At 60.7% G+C, this 15,947-nt stretch carries 19 protein-coding genes; 7 read left to right on the forward strand and 12 right to left on the reverse strand.

What is annotated here, in order from left to right; all coding sequences use genetic code 11:
• Positions 1–116: 116 nt before the first annotated feature.
• The 3 genes from JJ869_RS16415 (at position 117) to JJ869_RS16425 (ending at position 2,842) form a co-directional block, all read left to right on the forward strand.
• Positions 117–623, forward strand: a complete 507-nt coding sequence (locus JJ869_RS16415; RefSeq protein ID WP_292268658.1) for a porin — start codon at positions 117–119, stop codon at positions 621–623.
• A 99-nt stretch (positions 624–722) separates the two neighbouring features.
• Entirely contained in the window at positions 723–2,192 is a 1,470-nt protein-coding gene (locus JJ869_RS16420; RefSeq protein ID WP_292268660.1) for a tetratricopeptide repeat-containing sulfotransferase family protein, read from the forward strand.
• Positions 2,183–2,842, forward strand: a complete 660-nt coding sequence (locus JJ869_RS16425) for a YggS family pyridoxal phosphate-dependent enzyme (protein WP_292268662.1) — start codon at positions 2,183–2,185, stop codon at positions 2,840–2,842. The genes JJ869_RS16420 and JJ869_RS16425 overlap by 10 nt, the downstream gene beginning before the upstream one ends.
• On the opposite strand, the gene JJ869_RS16430 is transcribed toward JJ869_RS16425, so the two are convergent.
• The 6 genes from JJ869_RS16430 to JJ869_RS16455 form a co-directional block, all read right to left on the reverse strand.
• Entirely contained in the window at positions 2,839–3,069 is a 231-nt protein-coding gene (locus tag JJ869_RS16430; protein WP_292268664.1) for a hypothetical protein, read from the reverse strand. The two genes, JJ869_RS16425 and JJ869_RS16430, sit on opposite strands and share 4 nt — an antisense overlap.
• A 124-nt stretch (positions 3,070–3,193) precedes the next feature.
• Positions 3,194–3,766: a F0F1 ATP synthase subunit B gene (locus tag JJ869_RS16435; RefSeq protein WP_292268666.1), complete on the reverse strand. Its 573-nt coding sequence runs from the start codon at positions 3,764–3,766 to the stop codon at positions 3,194–3,196.
• Positions 3,763–4,308: a F0F1 ATP synthase subunit B' gene (locus JJ869_RS16440; protein WP_292268668.1), complete on the reverse strand. Its 546-nt coding sequence runs from the start codon at positions 4,306–4,308 to the stop codon at positions 3,763–3,765. The genes JJ869_RS16435 and JJ869_RS16440 overlap by 4 nt, the downstream gene beginning before the upstream one ends.
• Positions 4,309–4,393: 85 nt before the next feature.
• Complete coding sequence (locus JJ869_RS16445; protein ID WP_072775827.1) at positions 4,394–4,618, reverse strand: F0F1 ATP synthase subunit C; 225 nt, start codon at positions 4,616–4,618, stop codon at positions 4,394–4,396.
• Positions 4,619–4,684: 66 nt separating this feature from the next.
• On the reverse strand, positions 4,685–5,434 hold the full coding sequence (locus JJ869_RS16450) for a F0F1 ATP synthase subunit A (RefSeq protein ID WP_292268670.1): 750 nt from the start codon (positions 5,432–5,434) through the stop codon (positions 4,685–4,687).
• Positions 5,418–5,765 carry an AtpZ/AtpI family protein gene (locus JJ869_RS16455; RefSeq protein ID WP_292268672.1) on the reverse strand — a complete coding sequence of 116 codons (348 nt, stop codon included), beginning with the start codon at positions 5,763–5,765 and terminating at the stop codon, positions 5,418–5,420. Before JJ869_RS16455 ends, JJ869_RS16450 begins: the two co-directional genes overlap by 17 nt.
• A gap of 230 nt (positions 5,766–5,995) precedes the next feature.
• On the opposite strand from JJ869_RS16455, the gene JJ869_RS16460 reads away from it, so the two are divergent.
• Positions 5,996–6,340: a metalloregulator ArsR/SmtB family transcription factor gene (locus JJ869_RS16460; RefSeq protein WP_292268674.1), complete on the forward strand. Its 345-nt coding sequence runs from the start codon at positions 5,996–5,998 to the stop codon at positions 6,338–6,340.
• A gap of 67 nt (positions 6,341–6,407) precedes the next feature.
• Positions 6,408–7,352 carry a hypothetical protein gene (locus JJ869_RS16465; RefSeq protein ID WP_292268677.1) on the forward strand — a complete coding sequence of 315 codons (945 nt, stop codon included), beginning with the start codon at positions 6,408–6,410 and terminating at the stop codon, positions 7,350–7,352.
• 141 nt (positions 7,353–7,493) lie between these two features.
• Here JJ869_RS16465 and JJ869_RS16470 read toward each other — a convergent pair whose 3' ends face one another.
• On the reverse strand, positions 7,494–9,506 hold the full coding sequence (locus JJ869_RS16470) for a M3 family metallopeptidase (protein ID WP_292268679.1): 2,013 nt from the start codon (positions 9,504–9,506) through the stop codon (positions 7,494–7,496).
• A 241-nt stretch (positions 9,507–9,747) separates the two neighbouring features.
• Here JJ869_RS16470 and JJ869_RS16475 point away from each other — a divergent pair, with 241 nt between their 5' ends.
• Positions 9,748–10,416, forward strand: a complete 669-nt coding sequence (locus JJ869_RS16475; RefSeq protein ID WP_292268680.1) for a hypothetical protein — start codon at positions 9,748–9,750, stop codon at positions 10,414–10,416.
• Between the two features lie 7 nt (positions 10,417–10,423).
• Here the strand turns inward: JJ869_RS16475 and moeB are convergent, their stop codons facing one another.
• Genes moeB through JJ869_RS16500 form a run of 5 tightly spaced genes read right to left on the reverse strand, consistent with a single transcriptional unit; the run spans position 10,424 to position 14,894 of the window.
• Positions 10,424–11,482: a molybdopterin-synthase adenylyltransferase MoeB gene (gene moeB, locus JJ869_RS16480; protein ID WP_292268683.1), complete on the reverse strand. Its 1,059-nt coding sequence runs from the start codon at positions 11,480–11,482 to the stop codon at positions 10,424–10,426.
• A complete protein-coding gene (gene dut / locus JJ869_RS16485; RefSeq protein WP_292268685.1) occupies positions 11,479–11,937 on the reverse strand; it encodes a dUTP diphosphatase in 459 nt (152 codons plus the stop codon). The genes moeB and dut overlap by 4 nt, the downstream gene beginning before the upstream one ends.
• A gap of 50 nt (positions 11,938–11,987) precedes the next feature.
• Positions 11,988–13,181, reverse strand: a complete 1,194-nt coding sequence (gene coaBC, locus JJ869_RS16490; protein ID WP_292268686.1) for a bifunctional phosphopantothenoylcysteine decarboxylase/phosphopantothenate--cysteine ligase CoaBC — start codon at positions 13,179–13,181, stop codon at positions 11,988–11,990.
• A gap of 58 nt (positions 13,182–13,239) precedes the next feature.
• Positions 13,240–13,995, reverse strand: a complete 756-nt coding sequence (locus JJ869_RS16495) for a ChaN family lipoprotein (RefSeq protein ID WP_292268687.1) — start codon at positions 13,993–13,995, stop codon at positions 13,240–13,242.
• A 20-nt stretch (positions 13,996–14,015) separates the two neighbouring features.
• Positions 14,016–14,894, reverse strand: a complete 879-nt coding sequence (locus tag JJ869_RS16500; RefSeq protein WP_292268689.1) for an RNA polymerase factor sigma-32 — start codon at positions 14,892–14,894, stop codon at positions 14,016–14,018.
• Between the two features lie 208 nt (positions 14,895–15,102).
• On the opposite strand from JJ869_RS16500, the gene JJ869_RS16505 reads away from it, so the two are divergent.
• Positions 15,103–15,789 (forward strand): glutathione S-transferase, encoded by a 687-nt coding sequence (locus tag JJ869_RS16505; protein ID WP_292268691.1) that lies wholly within the window; start codon positions 15,103–15,105, stop codon positions 15,787–15,789.
• Positions 15,790–15,947 lie beyond the last annotated feature (158 nt).

The following is a 15,947-nucleotide window of genomic DNA, read 5'->3' on the forward strand; positions in this document are numbered from 1 at the left end:
CGCCCTGCGTATCCTTCTTCGGCACTGTGAGAAGTTACGTAATTTTGCACTGTATCATCCATCGGAACCCTCCTTGTCCGGATGGGCTCTTCTCAGATGACAAACTTCAAACGTCTATGAGGGTGGTAACGCGGCGCTTACCGATCTCGGTTTCGCCGGACCGCAACGCAACCGATTTCGACACAGCGTTTGCTCTGGGTGCATCCTACAAGGCATCGCTCGCTGGTCTGGACCTCGGCCTCGGCTTTGGTTACCAGAAAGTTGACGAAGCAGCGCGTCTTTACGACACACTGATCGGTCTCAGCGTTGCAACCACCTTTGGCAACGGTCTCCAGGCAATCGTGAACTACACCAACATGACCGACGACAGCGACAACGGCGCTGACAACGGCAGCCATTGGGCAATCGGCCTCGGCTACACCATGAACGCGCTGACAATCGGCGTGAACTACGGTGAGTTCGACGTGGATGACGCGTTCGGCGCAGACTCCAGCGGCTACGGTATCGCAGTCAACTACGATCTGGGTGGCGGTCTCGTCGCACAGCTCGGCTACGGCGGTGGCGACATCGACGGCGGCACCTACGAAGACACGTTCTCCCTCGGTGTGGCGATGTCCTTCTAAGCTGCAAAGCTTGATCTAAAGGAAAGAGCGGGCCTTGCGCCCGCTCTTTTCTTTTGGGCAGAGCCCAAGTAGCTAGAACCGAAAAAGGTGAAGGCTCCGATGCAGACCAATCCGCTCCACGCTGTCAAAACCGCCTATGACAAGGCTCTGGCCCTCTCCCGTCAGGGCGACGTTGCGCAGGCGGCTGGCCTGTTGGATGGCTTGGCCCTGCAAACACCCAATCTTCCCGAAATCCATTTCCAACGCGCCCGGTTGGCGGCACGGCTTGGCGATCAGGACAAACGGCTTTCGTCCATCGACCGTGCGCTTGAACTGCGTCCCTCCGAACCCGCCATCCTGACCGAGGCGATTGCAGCGCATTCCCTTGCCGGGCACCACGACACTGTCCTGTCTCTCTTTGACCGGCTGATCGCCCTCAATCCCAAAGCGATCAAACCCCAGGCGGAAAAAGCGCTGTACCTTCAGACCGCAGGCCGCTTTGACGACTCTGAAAATCTGCTGCGGAAGCTTCAGAAAAAGCACCCCTACGATGCCGAACTTTACCGGATGCTCGCCACAACAATCCGCATTCAGCCCAACGATCCGATGATAGGGGCGATGCGGCGTCTGGCCAACCATCCCAAGCTGTCGCCACAGGGTCGCATGCACATAAATTTCGCACTCGCCAAGGCGATGGAGGACACAAAGACCACCGCCAAAGTGTTTCCGCACCTCAAAATTGCCAACAAAGCGCAGGCCGAACTCTGGCCCGACGATCCCAATACGCGCAACGCGGAACGCGATGGCGTTCTGGCAGCGCAGAAAGGACTCGCTCAGATTGCGGAATCATCGGGCACCGATCCGGCCCTTATCTTCGTCACAGGCCTGCCGCGCTCGGGGACAACCTTGGCCGAGCAGATCATCGCCAGTCACAGCAAGGTGCACGCCGGAGGCGAGATGGCGACGGCTCTCAGAACCGCCTACGACCTCTTTGGCGCAGGTGCCGAAATGCGCCCATTGGCGAACGAACCGCAAGATCGCCTCAAAGACTTTGCAACCCGCTTGAACAGCGCGATTCACCCCTTCGCCAACCCGGCCAAGACCCACCTGACCGACAAATCGATCATGGCCTACCTGATTTACGGCCTCCTCCACGCAACCCTGCCCAATGCCCGGTTCATCGTGGTCCATCGCGACCCCCGCGACATTGCCTTGTCGATCTACAAGAACCACTTCAGCGCTGGCACACACCGCTATGCCAACGATCTCGCCGCGATCGCCGAAGTGATCAAATCCTTCCGCCAGATCATCGCGCACTGGCGTGACACCCTGCCCGACCGGTTTGCGGAAGTACGCTACGAAGACCTCGTGTCAGACCCCGAAACGCAATCAAAGCACCTGATCGCGGCAGCCGGTCTCGACTGGGAGGATCAGTGCCTTAATTTCCATGAAAAAGGCGGCACCGTGAAAACCCTCAGCCTGCATCAGGTCCGCCAACCGATCTACAAAAGCTCTGCCGCCGCATGGCGCCGCTACGAGACCGATCTGCAACCCTTCATCGACGCTTGGGGAGACACACCATGGGATTGACCGACATCACCGCGCGCATCGCCAAGGCCGCCAAGGAGGCCGACCGCGATCCTTCGGACATCACGCTGATCGCCGTGTCCAAGGTTCAGCCAAACGAGCGGGTCGAGTCTGTCATCAAGGAAGGCCACCGCAGCTTTGGTGAGAACCGCGTGCAGGAAGCGGCCGGCAAGTGGCCCGGATTCCGCGAAACCTATGACGGCATCGACCTGCACCTGATCGGCCCCCTGCAAAGCAACAAGGCCCGACAGGCGTTCGAACTCTTCGACATGATCCACACGCTCGACCGACCCAAATTGGCACATACATTCGCCCGCCTTGCCCAGGAGATGGGCAAGTGCCCGCCGCTGTTCATTCAGGTAAACACCGGAGAGGAGCCGCAAAAAGCTGGCATCGCACCTGCCGACACCGATGCGTTTGTGCAGGAATGCCGCGACCTCGACCTGCCCGTGCGGGGCCTCATGTGCATCCCCCCGGTGGACGAGACCCCATCCCTGCATTTCGCGCTGCTCCGCAAACTGGCCGACCGCAACGGCCTTAACCAACTCTCGATGGGGATGAGCGACGATTTCGAACAGGCTATCGCCTTCGGCGCCACCCATATCCGCGTCGGCTCGGCGTTGTTTGGGGCCCGCGTGCCACCGGCGGGCTAAGGACCGTCCTGCAAATTCAGATGTTGTTCGATTCGATCAAGCCGAGCTTGTATCGACGCAATCGCATTGTCCTGCGCGACTTCGGCCTGCAGAAAGGCCGCCATATGGCTTTTCACGCTTCGAACATCTGTCTTAACATCGGAAAGGTCAGACGACACGACAGCCATCTTGGACTGAATCGCCTTCAGATGTTCAAGGATCAAGGCATGCGTCACGGTATCAACCATGGTAACTTTGCGCCTCGTTACCGTAGAGCGATACGCGCGGTTGGTCAAAACAGAGTTAACTCGACCCGAGAAAACAAAAAGCCCCGGACAACCGGGGCCCTTTTCGTTTCGGTGGTTGATAAGATCAGTGCAGCTTTTGCCCAACTTCGGCAATCGCATCGTCGATGCTCTTCGCCGCGTCCTTGGCGGTCATCTGCCTGGCCACAACGTCACGGGCGGCTTTGATCGCCACGGCAATCGCGCGATCGCGCACTTCCTTGACGGCACTGGCCTGAGCGGATGCAATCTGGTCCTCGGCAGCAGCCAACCGACGCGCGATCGACCGCTCCAAATCTGCACGAGCCTGCTCACCAGCCAGCACAGCCTCTTCTTTGGCATGGGCGATGATCCGGTCTGCCTGCTCCTGCACTTCGCGCTGACGGCGCTCGTAGGAGGCCAGCAGAGCCTGTGCTTCCTCGCGGAGCGCCTTGGCTTCGTTCAGCTCGCTCTTGATCCCTTCGGCGCGCTTGTCGAGCATGCCAAGGATCAAGGTCGGAACCTTGAAATACAGCAATACGCCGATGAAAACGAGGAAACCGATGGTCACCACGAAGTCGGTGTTCGCCAGCGAGAAGAAGGGCTTGTCCCCAGCGGCAAGCGCGGGGCTTGCAAACAACGATGCGGCGGCAATGGTCATGATACGGTTCATGTCGCTCACCCCTTCATCTGTGCGTCAACGGCAGCGGCGACAGCGGTATCATCCGCCTGTCCACCGACAGCAGCCACAATGGCGCCCGCCGTGTCCTTGGCCACGGCCTCGACGCTCTCGACAGCCGATGCACGGATGTCCGAAATCGCTTTTTCGGATTCCGCAGCCTTGGCTGCAATCTCGGCATCTGCCTTGGCAATCGCCTTGTCCAACTCGGCCTGCATGTCGGCCTTGTTCTGGGCGATGATCTTTTGCGCCTCGGCGCGGGCATCGGCCAGAGCCTTGTTATACGCCTCTTCGGCTTCCACGGCTCTCTGCTTGAGATCTTCAGCAGCCGCGAGGTCGTTTGTAATCGTGCCTTGTCGTTCCGCCAGAACCGTCGCAATGCGCGGCAGCGCGATGCGGGACAGGACAAAGTAAATCGCGACCAGCGCGATCAAAAGCCAGAAGATCTGGTTCGGCATCCAGTCGGCGCAAAGCTGCGGCATGCCGATGGCGCTGCCATCCGGACCCACACATGCGCTGGCTGTACCAGTGGTTTCGGTTGCCATGTCGTCCTCCGTCGGAACTTGTCGTTACATCGGGCGGGCCGCGTGATTACGGCACCGCCCGCGCGTAAGGATAAAAGTCCGAAGCTTAGACGGCGAACATCAGCAGGAGCGACACGAGGAACGCGAAGATCCCCAGCGCTTCTGCGAACGCGATACCGATGAAGAGCGTTGCTGTCTGCGATGCAGCAGCGGACGGGTTACGCAGGGCACCTGCGAGGTAGTTACCGGCCACGTTGCCCACCCCGATTGCGGCTGCGCCGGAACCGATTGCTGCCAGGCCTGCGCCGATGTGTGCGAGATCGCCTTCCATGTGAATTCTCCTTACGATTGGAAGTTAGCGTTTGTGCGTAGGGTGCGCGATGTCACGCACCTTTCGTTAGTGTGACGGGTGCAGCGCGTCCTTGAGGTACACGCAGGTCAGGATCGTGAACACGTAGGCCTGAATGAAGCCGACGAGCACTTCCAGTGCATAGATGGCCGTGATGCCGAGGATAGACAGCGGCGCGACAGCGGTGATCGCGGCAAAGCCAGCGAAAACCTTGAGAACCGCGTGACCTGCCATGATGTTGCCCGCAAGACGGATGGAGTGGCTGACAGGGCGCACGAAGTAGGAAATCAGTTCGATGACCGCAAGGATAGGACGCAGCGCCAAAGGCGCGCTCGAGACCCAGAAGAGGCCAAGGAAGCCTGCGCCGTTCTTGACGAAACCCAGAACCGTCACCGCGATGAAGACGCCGAAACCCAGAACCGCCGTGATCGCGATATGCGAGGTCGGCGAGAAGGACGTCGGGATCAGCGCGAGGAAGTTCGAGAACACGATGAACATGAACAACGTGAAGATGTACGGAAAGTACTTTACGGCATCCTTGCCGGTCACGTCCTCGACCATCTTGTAGATGAACCCGTAGGCCAGCTCGGCCACGGACTGGGTGCGCGTCGGGATGGTGGCGCGCTTGGAGGTGCCCAGCACCATCAGCGCGATCACACACGCCACCGCCAGCAGCAGCCACAGTGCCACGTTGGTAAAGGTGAACATGCCCACCGCGCCATCACCGAAAAGCGGTTTGACGATGAACTGGTCCATCGGGTGGAATACAAGTCCGCCGCCCTCAGCTTCCGTCGCCATGTCGATCCCTCTCGTTCTCTCCGGCCAGATCGGCCAGTTGCTTGATCTGCAACTCCTTGGCAGTCCGGATCATCACGTTGACCCCTGCCGCAAAGCCCAGCAATGTAAACAGCACCATCAACCACGGATCGGTCCCAAAGACCGTATCGAGCCCGTATCCGATGCCAAATCCGATCCCAAGACCGGACACCATCTCGATCACCATGCGCCACGCTTGCTGCGCCTGGCTGTAGTGTTCCTCCTGGTGTGGCTTGTCTTCCTTGGCCCCCTTGGCCGCCGCGATCCGCGCTTCCAGCTCTTTCAGCCACTGCTTTGGATCGCTCTCAGACACGCACTCCACTCCGTCGGAACGTTGCGCATGTACTACGGTGCAGCATGGCCTGAGTCAAGGCGCTGGTTGGCGCACTTCTTCACAATCTATCCCATTGAAAAATATTATCTTTCATTCGGATCAGAGAAGCCCAACCAAACGGTCGCAGCCGTGGATCCCCCGGTTCCGGCCCATTCTGCATATTCAACTTTTCGGTTGAGTTTTAGCGCGGTCTCCGTCTACTGCGCGTCATGGCCCCAACACTCGACACTGTCTTTGCAGCTCTGGCAGACCCGACGCGCCGTCAGATCCTGACGATGCTGCTCGAAGATGACATGGCCGTCACCGACGTGGCAGAGCCGTTCGAGATGTCGCTTGCCGCGATTTCCAAACACCTGATGGCTTTGGCAGACGCGGGTCTCATCAGCCAGGAAAAACGCGGCCGCGTGAAATGGTGCAAACTCGAACCCGATGCCCTGCGCGATGCCAGCATCTGGATGCAGGCCTTCGGTCAGTTCGAAGCCATCAACCTAGATGCGTTCGAGCGCTTCCTTGAAACCGAAAACCTGACCACTTCACCCCCGTCGAAGGACTGACAGCGCCCTTTGATCGCCAACGCGACTGCGGTATTCTGAGGTCACTTATCACATCGCGGAGCGCGTTTTGGGCAAATTGACCTACAGGCCTGACCTAGGATGGACAGCAGCCCTCCTGCTCGCGCTCACCCCCGCGCAGGATGCAGTTGCCTGTGCCTTTCACGGCTATATTCCCGACCCGACGCTGGTGGACATGCTGCTCGAAACCGAACAGGCGGTCATCGCGCGCCCGAATGCGTCGGGCACCTATGACACGATCGACGCGCTGATTGGTCCCAATCTCGGCACCATCCCCATCGCCGCCAGCGCCGCGTTCCGCACCGCCACGTCGCAGGACAGCGGCGCGACCGTCCTGCTGGTCCGTGACGGCGCGTATGGCCCGTGGACCGAAGCCGCGCTGCTCGACACCCGCTACCGCAGCGTGATCGACACCGTGATCGAAAACCAGTCCGCATGGCAAATGGGACGGGACTCAGAGCGCCTGCGCCTCTTCGCGTCGCTCGTCAACGACCCCAATCCCGATCTCCAACGCCTGGCCCTGCAAGAGCTTGACCGTCTGCCCTACCCGACGCTGAAAGACCTACGCGTCCCGCCCCTGCGCAACCTGATGCAGGATATCGAAACGGGCGATCCCGACCAGCGCCCGATCCGCATCCTCTTGGCAGGTCTCTCCGGCGACCGCAGCTTTGCTGCACCCCTAGCCACTGCCCTACACAGCGCCGTTCTGCAGGACACCGCCCATCTTGGCGCGTACGTGACCGCATTGATCGAATTGCAAGGCCAGCCCGCCGTCGAAGCCATTGTCGCGCATTATCTCACGCCGGGGCTGGTGACCCAAAGCGTGCAGGACAAGCTGCTCGACGCGCTCGCCCTGCAATACCGGGCCGCCCGCAGCGCCACCCGCCGCAGCATCGCCCGAGAAGTGGGCGCATTGGTCCGCCACAACCCCGCCATGGCCGACCGCGTCATCGCGCAGTTCGGCCCGCAAACCAGCGGTCGGCTTCTGCCGTGACGGGTAAGGACTCCCATTCGCCCGGCAGCCGCTATCCTTGAAAAAGTGGGACACATGCCTTCAAAGGCATGCCCGCTCTGTCCAATCGCGCGTACCGACCCCGTTATAGGGGTCGACCCCGTGCTTCGTGAACTGGCTGCCTTAAGCCGCCAGCCCGCGCCCCTTGAGCAGCGCCTCAACCCCCGGCATCCGCCCCCGGAACTTGGTATAGAGCACATCCGCCTCTTCGGACCCGCCTGCCGACAGGATGAACTCCTCCAGCTTGCCCGCCATCGCCGGATCAAACGCGCCGCCCGCTTCCTCGAACGCTTCGAACGCATCCGCATCCATCACCTCGGACCACATGTAGCTGTAGTAGCCCGACGAATAGCCGTCGCCGGTGAACACATGCGCGAAATGCGGCGTGGCATGACGCATCACGATGGCCTCGGGCATCCCCAAATCAGCCAGCACGTGGGCCTGCTCCGCCATCGGATCGGCGGGCGGTTCCCCTTCGTGGAACGCCAGATCAACCAGCGCCGAAGCCACATATTCCACCGTCTGGAACCCCATGTCATAGGTCGCCGCCGCCAGCACCTTGTCCAGCAGCTCCTGCGGCATCGCCTCGCCGGTCTCCGCATGGACCGCGAATTCCTGAAGCACCTCCGGCACTTCCAGCCAATGCTCATAAAGCTGGCTCGGCAACTCGACAAAGTCCCGCGCCACCGATGTGCCCGAGATCATGTCATAGGTCACATCTGACAGCATCTGGTGCAGCGCATGACCGAACTCGTGGAACAGCGTCCGCGCGTCATCATACGACAGCAGCGCCGGATCGCCCTTGGCGAAGTTGCAGATATTCACAACGATCGGCGCCTGCACATCCGGGAACTTGCGCTGAGACCGCATCGCCGAGCACCACGCACCCGACCGTTTCGACGCCCGTGCAAAGTAATCGCCGATGAACACCGCGACATGCTGCCCGTTGCGCGTCACCTCCCACGCCCGCGCATCGGGGTGGTAGAGCGCCACATCCAAAGGCCAGAACTCCAACCCGAACAGCCGATTGGCACAGGCAAAGGACGCTTGAATCATGTTTTCCAACTGGAAATAAGGCTTCAGCTCCGCCTCATTCAGCGCAAATTCCTCGCTCCGCCGCGCCTCGGAATAATACCGCCAATCCCACGCCTGCAACGGACCGTTCACACCATCGGCCACCATCCTCTCTTCCAGCAGCGCAGCATCCGCCAAAGCCCGCGCCTTCGCAGGCTCCCACACATCCATTAACAAACCTCGAACAGCCTCAGGCGTTTTCGCCATCTCGGTCTCAAGCTTGTAGGACGCGAAATCATCATAGCCGAGCAACTTCGCCCGTTCGGCGCGCAACTGCAAAATCTCCGCTGCAACCCCACGGTTGTCAGTCTTGCCGCCATTCTCGCCGCGCGCCACCCAGGCGCGCCATGCCTCTTCCCGCAACGACCGGTTCGGACAGAACTGCAAGAACGGCACAATCACCGACCGCGACAGCGTCAATACCGGGCCATCTGCGCCCCGCTCCTTGCCTGCCGCGCGCACTGCGCTCACCACAAATGCAGGCAATCCCTCCAACTCGTCCTCGGACAAGGCCCGCTGCCAATCCCGCTCATCCGCCAGTAGGTTCTGCCCGAACTGCGTGCCCAAAGTGGCCAACCGCCCCTTGATCTCCTTCATCCGCACCGCCTCATCCCCGGTCAGCGCAGCGCCTGCGCGCACGAACCCGCGATGGGTCAGCATCAGCACCCGCGCCTGCTCGGGCGTCAGGTCCAGCGCATCCCGCGCCAGCCACACCTGTTCGATCCGCGCAAACAGCGCCTGATTGCCATAGATCGCCGCCGAATGCGCCGCGAGCTTGGGCGAAAACTCTCGCATGATCTCTTCACGCATGTCGGTGCTGTCGGCCCCGGCAAGGTTGTAGAACACCCCAAGAACCCGGTCCAACGTCGCGCCCGTCTTCATCAACCCTTCGACCGTGTTCACGAAGGTCGGCGGCTCTGCGTTGGTCGCCACGGCCTCGACCTCTGCCAGCCCTTCCGCCATCGCAGCCTCGATCGCAGGCGCGAAATGCGCGTCCTCGATCAGGTCAAACGGCGGCAGGCCAAACGGGGTGTCCCAGCTGGACAATAGCGGGTTACTCATGCGAGAAATCTCCTGTGTCTCCCGCAATAGCTAACACCCGCGCCGCCGGTTGCAAGGGAAGGTCGCGCCTATGCTGGCAACCAAATGTGTCAGCTTTTTTGAGCAGTCTGGAGATTTGCCCGTCCGCGGATTTGCATTAGGCGAAGTGACGTAAATGGCTTAACGTCTCCGATGCGGCAGCACTCAATCGAACACGAATTATTTGATTTGCACAACCTTCAAAAATTGTCTGGATCACAAAATGAATATTCTGGTTTACCCATTCACAGATGCCCGAGGCATAGATAAATACTTTAAAACCATATATGTAGGCTGGAGCAATCAAAACAAGGCGATGATGTTCCTCGATCCATCTGACGTCCGACATCAACCGTTGAAGTATCTCGATTCACAAACTGTTTTGAGCATTTGCCTCCTCGGCCACTGCGATCGTGGAAGCGAACTTCTGAGGTCCGAGACCTCGTATCTAGCTGACGAAACCGATCAAGCTGAAGGTAAAACAGCGACAGCCGCTCAAATCGTTCATTTGCTGACCAATCTGGGAATGACAAACAGCACCAGGACGCGCATCAAATGCTTGAATTGTGATTCAGGCGCGTTTGCGCATGAATTTGACGAATTCGGTCAATCATTTGCATCCCGGCTCAAAGAACGTCTGAATGGTTCCGGGTTTGGAGACATAACGGTCATTGGCTATATCGGATCCCTGACTCTGATTCCTAATAAAGTACCACCGGATGTGCCGCACCGAAAGTTTGCGATCATTGACACAGAGCACGGCAAGAAAGCGTTTCCGGGTAGCAACCTTAAAGTCAACGTGGAAGGGAATTACGACAAGGACGCCGCAACCGAACAGACCGCTATGCAGAAAATCCTCAATTTTTCTGGGGAAACAGGTATCAAACTCTGAATTCCAGTTATTCCGGCAAGCCCTTGCCACACACCGGGCAATCGCCCCGCGGCTTAAGCCCGATTTTCCGCGTCTCACCCCAAAGCGCGTCGTAGATCAGCATCTCGCCCTTCAATGCCTGCCCCGCCCCGGTGATCAGCTTGATCGCCTCAACAGCCATCATCGACCCGATCACACCGGGCAAGGGCCCGATCACGCCAGCCTCGGCACAGGACGGCGCAAGACCCGCCGCCGGGGCCTCTGGAAAGATACACTGGTAGCACGGCGTGCCCGAGGACGGATCAAACACCGAGATCTGCCCTTCCCATTGCGACAAAGCCCCAGAAATCAACGGCTTGCCCATGGCCACGGCCGCGCGGTTCGCCAGATAGCGGGTGTCGAAATTGTCTGTGCCATCCAGCACCAGATCATACTCCGCCACCAGCTTTTCGGCCACATCCTCGGTCAGCCGTCGATGATAGGGGCGCACCTCGACATGCGGGTTCTGCGCCAGCATCGCGGCCTGCGCGGAAAACACCTTGGGCATCCCGATATCCTGATCCCGGTGGATCACCTGCCGTTGCAGATTGGCGTTTTCGACCACATCATCGTCGATCACCCCGATGGTGCCGACCCCCGCCGCTGCCAGATATTGCAACGCAGGCGCGCCCAGCCCGCCTGCGCCGATCACCAGCACCTTGGCATCGCGCAGCGCCTTTTGCCCCAGCCCACCGATCTCGCGCAGCACGATATGACGCGCATAACGCTCCAACTCCGAGGCCGAAAAACTGGCAGAGCGCTGCACCGGCGGGGCGTCGCCCCGTTCCTTGACCAGCGCACGGTCTTTCAACCGTTTGACGACCTTCCCATAAAGAATGGCAATCGCCGCAAACACACCCAAAAGAATCCACAGCGCCGCACTCTCGCCCGTCGCCATGCGCAACGGATGGCCCGCAGGCAACGCGATCTGGATGAACAGAACGCCCACGTACAGCAGCCCGATCATATAAAGCCGCGCCGAACGCGGCATCTTCATCAGCGCGCCCAGCCCCCACAGGGCAGCGGCCATGGCAAAGACAACGATCATTCCGACACCCCGGTCGATCCAAAACCACCCGCGCCCCGCGCCGTGTCGTCGAGGGTCTCCACCAACGCAAACTCTGCCCGCAAGACCGGGGCCACAATCATCTGCGCAATCCGGTCGCCATGCGCAATCTCAAAGGCGTCCTGCCCGGCATTCATCACGATCACCCCCAAAGGCCCGCGATAATCGCTGTCGATGGTCCCCGGAGAATTGGGCAGTGTGATTCCGTGCTTCAAAGCAAGCCCCGAACGCGGCCTGATCTGCACCTCATACCCTTCCGGGATCGCCATGCGCAGCCCCGTTGGCACCAGCGCCCGCGCGCCCGGTTCCAGCACAACAGACCCGCGGTCCGGGAAATTCGCCCGCAAATCCGCCCCCGCCGCCCCGGCAGTGGCATAGACCGGCAGCCCCAAAGACCTGTCCGCTTCGTCATCCCAAGTCAGCCTGATCGCGACCACGCCTTGCCCTTCTTCTTTTTCCAAATATGCAAAATGGCCCAACCGCGCCGTCAGACCAGCGCGTCGGCAATCCGTGCTGCCAATTGCCGCGCCACCGCATCCTTGCCCATGCGCGGCCACGCCTCGGCCCCGCTGTCCGAGATCAACGTGATCGCATTCTCGGTCCCACCCATGATCCCCGTCGCAGGCGACACGTCATTCGCCACGATCCAGTCACAGCCTTTACGCATCCGCTTGGCGGTTGCGTTCTCGATCACATCATTGGTCTCTGCGGCAAAACCCACCACAAGGCTCGGGCGCCCCTCCGGCATCCGGGACACCTCGGCCAGAATGTCCGGGTTCTCCGCGAATTCCAGCACCGGCAGCGCGCCAGCGACTTTTTTGATCTTGCTGTCCGACGCCCCGACCACCCGCCAATCCGCCACCGCCGCCGCGAAGACAGCCGCATCGGCTGGAAGAGCGGCCAGCACTGCCGCCCGCATCTCGCGCGCGGTCTCAACACGCACCACTTCGACGCCATCCGGCGGCGCAACATCCGCGGGCCCGGTGACAAAGACCACCTCGGCGCCCAACGCCCGCAGCGCGGCCGCAATCGCAGTGCCCTGTGCGCCCGAAGACCGGTTCGCGATATAACGCACCGGATCAATCGGCTCATGCGTCGGGCCAGAGGTCACAACAATCCGCTTGCCCCTGAGCGGTCCATCCGCCAGCGCGCCCACCACGGCGTCTACAATTTCCAACGGCTCCGCCATGCGCCCCGGACCGTATTCGCCACAGGCCATGTCACCATTGTTCGGTCCCACAACCGAAACCCCGTCGCCTTTCAAAACCGCCAGATTGCGCTGCGTCGCCGGATGCTCCCACATCCGCACATTCATCGCAGGTGCGATCATCACTGGCGTGTCCGTGGCCAGCAAAAGCGTGGTCGCCAGATCTCCCGCCATCCCCTGCGCCATCTTCGCCATCAGATCCGCCGTCGCCGGGCCCACCAGCACCAGATCGGCCACGCGGGACAACTGGATATGCCCCATCTCGGCCTCATCGGTCAGATCGAACAGCTCGGTATAAACCTTTTCCCCTGCAAGCGCCGACACCGACAGAGGTGTGACAAACTCCGCCGCCGCCCGCGTCATGACCGGCGTCACCGCCGCACCGCGTTCGCGCAACCTACGGATCAGATCGAGGCATTTATACGCCGCGATCCCGCCGCCGATGATCAGAAGAATACGTTTGCCGCTCAACATAAGGCACAGTCCTGACAGGGTTCCGCACCTTGTTACGGGGCTGCCGGACAAAACTCAATCAGCGGAACGCGGCGCAGGGATCGCCCCGATCCACCTCTGGCGCGCTTTCGATCACGTCAAAAAGCCCCGAGGGCGGAACTTCCTCCTCCCCCTGCCCCAACGCGGCCACCCGCAGCGCGGGCGCTGCCGCCATCAGGTAAACCGGCGCGCCCCAATCCATCCGCGCATGCCCGTTCCCGGTGATCACCACCACCGGCCCGCCATGCGCGCTGAACGCCTGAACCGCGGAATAGGCCAGTTCCGCATCCCGCAGCCGCTGAATGTCCACCATGATCGGCAACATCTCTTCCGGCATCGCATCGCAATGCGCCGCCAGCTGCAACGCCTCGCGCTCTTCCTGCTGCTCCTCCGGCAAAACCGCCGTCAAACCATACGCGTCCGCATCCCCACGAAACGCCGATGCCATTCCCTCGGCCATCGCCGCCCGTGCCACGTCCCTTGGCACCGCCGCACCAAAATACGCCGCCTCGGGGACCGCCGCAAAGATGGGATAATACATCGAAAAGTCCGGCCAGCCGCTGGCGTTCCAACCCAAAGCGGCCTCCAACGCCGCTTCGTCCGCCACCAACTCCGGCGTCACCAAATCTGCCTGCGCCTGCGTCAGCATCTCGAACACCAGCGCGGTCGGCGCCAACTCAGCCACATACTCCGCCTGCCGCAGGTGATGCGCCGGGTTGTCGTGCAATTCCCCAAGGAACACCACGTCCGCACCAACAAAAACGCCCCCAGCAACCAAAGCCGTGGGGGCGAACATAAGAGAAATCAACGCATACTTCATGAAAGGAAGTGATGCACCTCAGGGCTTTGCGCTTCAAGCGACTTGCGAATTTTCGCAAATGCCGCCGCTTCCAACTGGCGCACCCGCTCCTTGGACAGACCCAGCTCGTTGCCAAGGCTTTCCAGCGTCCGCGCATCCTCCCGAAGCTTGCGTTCACGCACAATGAACCGCTCGCGTTCGTTCAACTGGTTCATCGCCATGAGCAGCCACTGGCGCAGCTGTGCGAGGTCCATATCCTCTTCCACCCGCTCATCCGCCTGCGCGCTCTCGTCTTCCAGCGCGTCGATCCACTCGCGGCCCTCATCCTCGGTCGATTGCGTCGCGTTCAGGGAATAATCGGACCCGGACAACCGGCCCTCCATCATCTCGACATCATGGAGCGGCACGCCAATCTCTTCGGCGATCATCCGGCGCAGCTCGTGCCCTTCGAGCACCTTGCCCTCAGACGCAGCCTCACGCTCCAGCCGCGCCTGAACACGGCGCATGTTGAAGAACAACGACTTTTGCGACGATGTGGAGCCGGTGCGCACGATAGACCAGTTGCGCATCACGTAGTCCTGGATCGACGCCTTGATCCACCAGACCGCATAGGTCGAAAAGCGTACACCCCGGTCGGGGTCGAACTTGTCCGCAGCCTTCATGAGGCCCAGACCGGCTTCCTGGATCAGGTCGTTCATCGGCGCGCCGTAGCGCTTGAACTTCGACGCCATCGAAATCGCCAACCGCATATAGGCTGTGATCAGACGATGAAGCGCAACCTCGTCGCGCTGATCGCGCCACGCATAGGCAAGCTTGAGTTCCGTCTCCGCGTCCAGCAGTTCTGCTTTCATCGCGCGGCGCGACAGGGTTTGGTCGTTAAACGAGTCCAGTGCCATTGGTGCCCCCTGATCTTTGTCTGTTGTAGTGAGTACGCGCGCGTTCAGTAGATGGATCAAAGATTCATGAAAAAAAGTTTCAATACCATTACGACGCTTTGACCATTCATTCGCTCCGGTGATCGCCCCACGCACAATTTGAAATTGGGCAAGCCAGCGGTTTGCAGTTAACGATGCGCGAAAGACTGGCACTGAAAGAGATATCTGCATGACTTACGAGCTTTTCATCGGCGATTACGCCTATTCCCGTTGGTCTCTGCGCGGCTGGCTGCTGTTCCGAAAACTCGGCATTGCACCGGCCAAGCATCTGGTGGATTTCCACAAGGCCGAAGTCGCAGATCAGCTCACCGAGATCGCGCCCGCTCGCACCGTTCCCGCAATGCGCACCCCCGAAGGCACGGTCATCTGGGATTCGCTTGCCATGGCAGAGGAACTGCACAGCCGCCACCCTGACGCCGGGCTCTGGCCGTCCGATCCGGCGGCCCGTGGCCTTGGCCGGGCGCTCGCCGCCGAAGTGCACTCCGGCTTTGGGTCTCTGCGGGGCGAATGCCCGATGAACCTGCGCACCGCCTACCGCAATGTGCCCCTGTCTGACGCGACCTGCGCCGACATCGCCCGCATCGAAACGGTCTGGACCCACGCCCGCAAGCTTTACGCCGACAAGGGACCGTGGCTGCTCGGAGAATACTCCATCGCCGACATCGCCTTTGCCCCGGTTGCCGCACGGTTCGCGGGTTACGATGTCACCCTCTCGGACGTCGCCCAGCGCTATGTCGACACGCATCTCTCTGATCCGTGGTTCCGCGAATGGCGTGACATGGGGCTGCGTATCGGTGAAACGCTGCCTTGGTACGCCAAGACCTTCGACACAAAACCCTGGCCCGGACCGGCATGACCAGCCTGCGTTAACCATTTAGAGCGTGTCGCGTTTAATCGGTTCTATATCCTGCCGCCTTGAAGAAGTTGTAGCATTCCTCGTCGGTGAAGAGGTTGCACACATGGCCGACGGCCTTCCAGAGTTCCTGGTAGGTTCGAGCCGCGGCTTTTCTGATC

Source organism: Marivita sp., from assembly GCF_017643905.1.
In the GTDB taxonomy this organism is placed as follows: domain Bacteria; phylum Pseudomonadota; class Alphaproteobacteria; order Rhodobacterales; family Rhodobacteraceae; genus Marivita.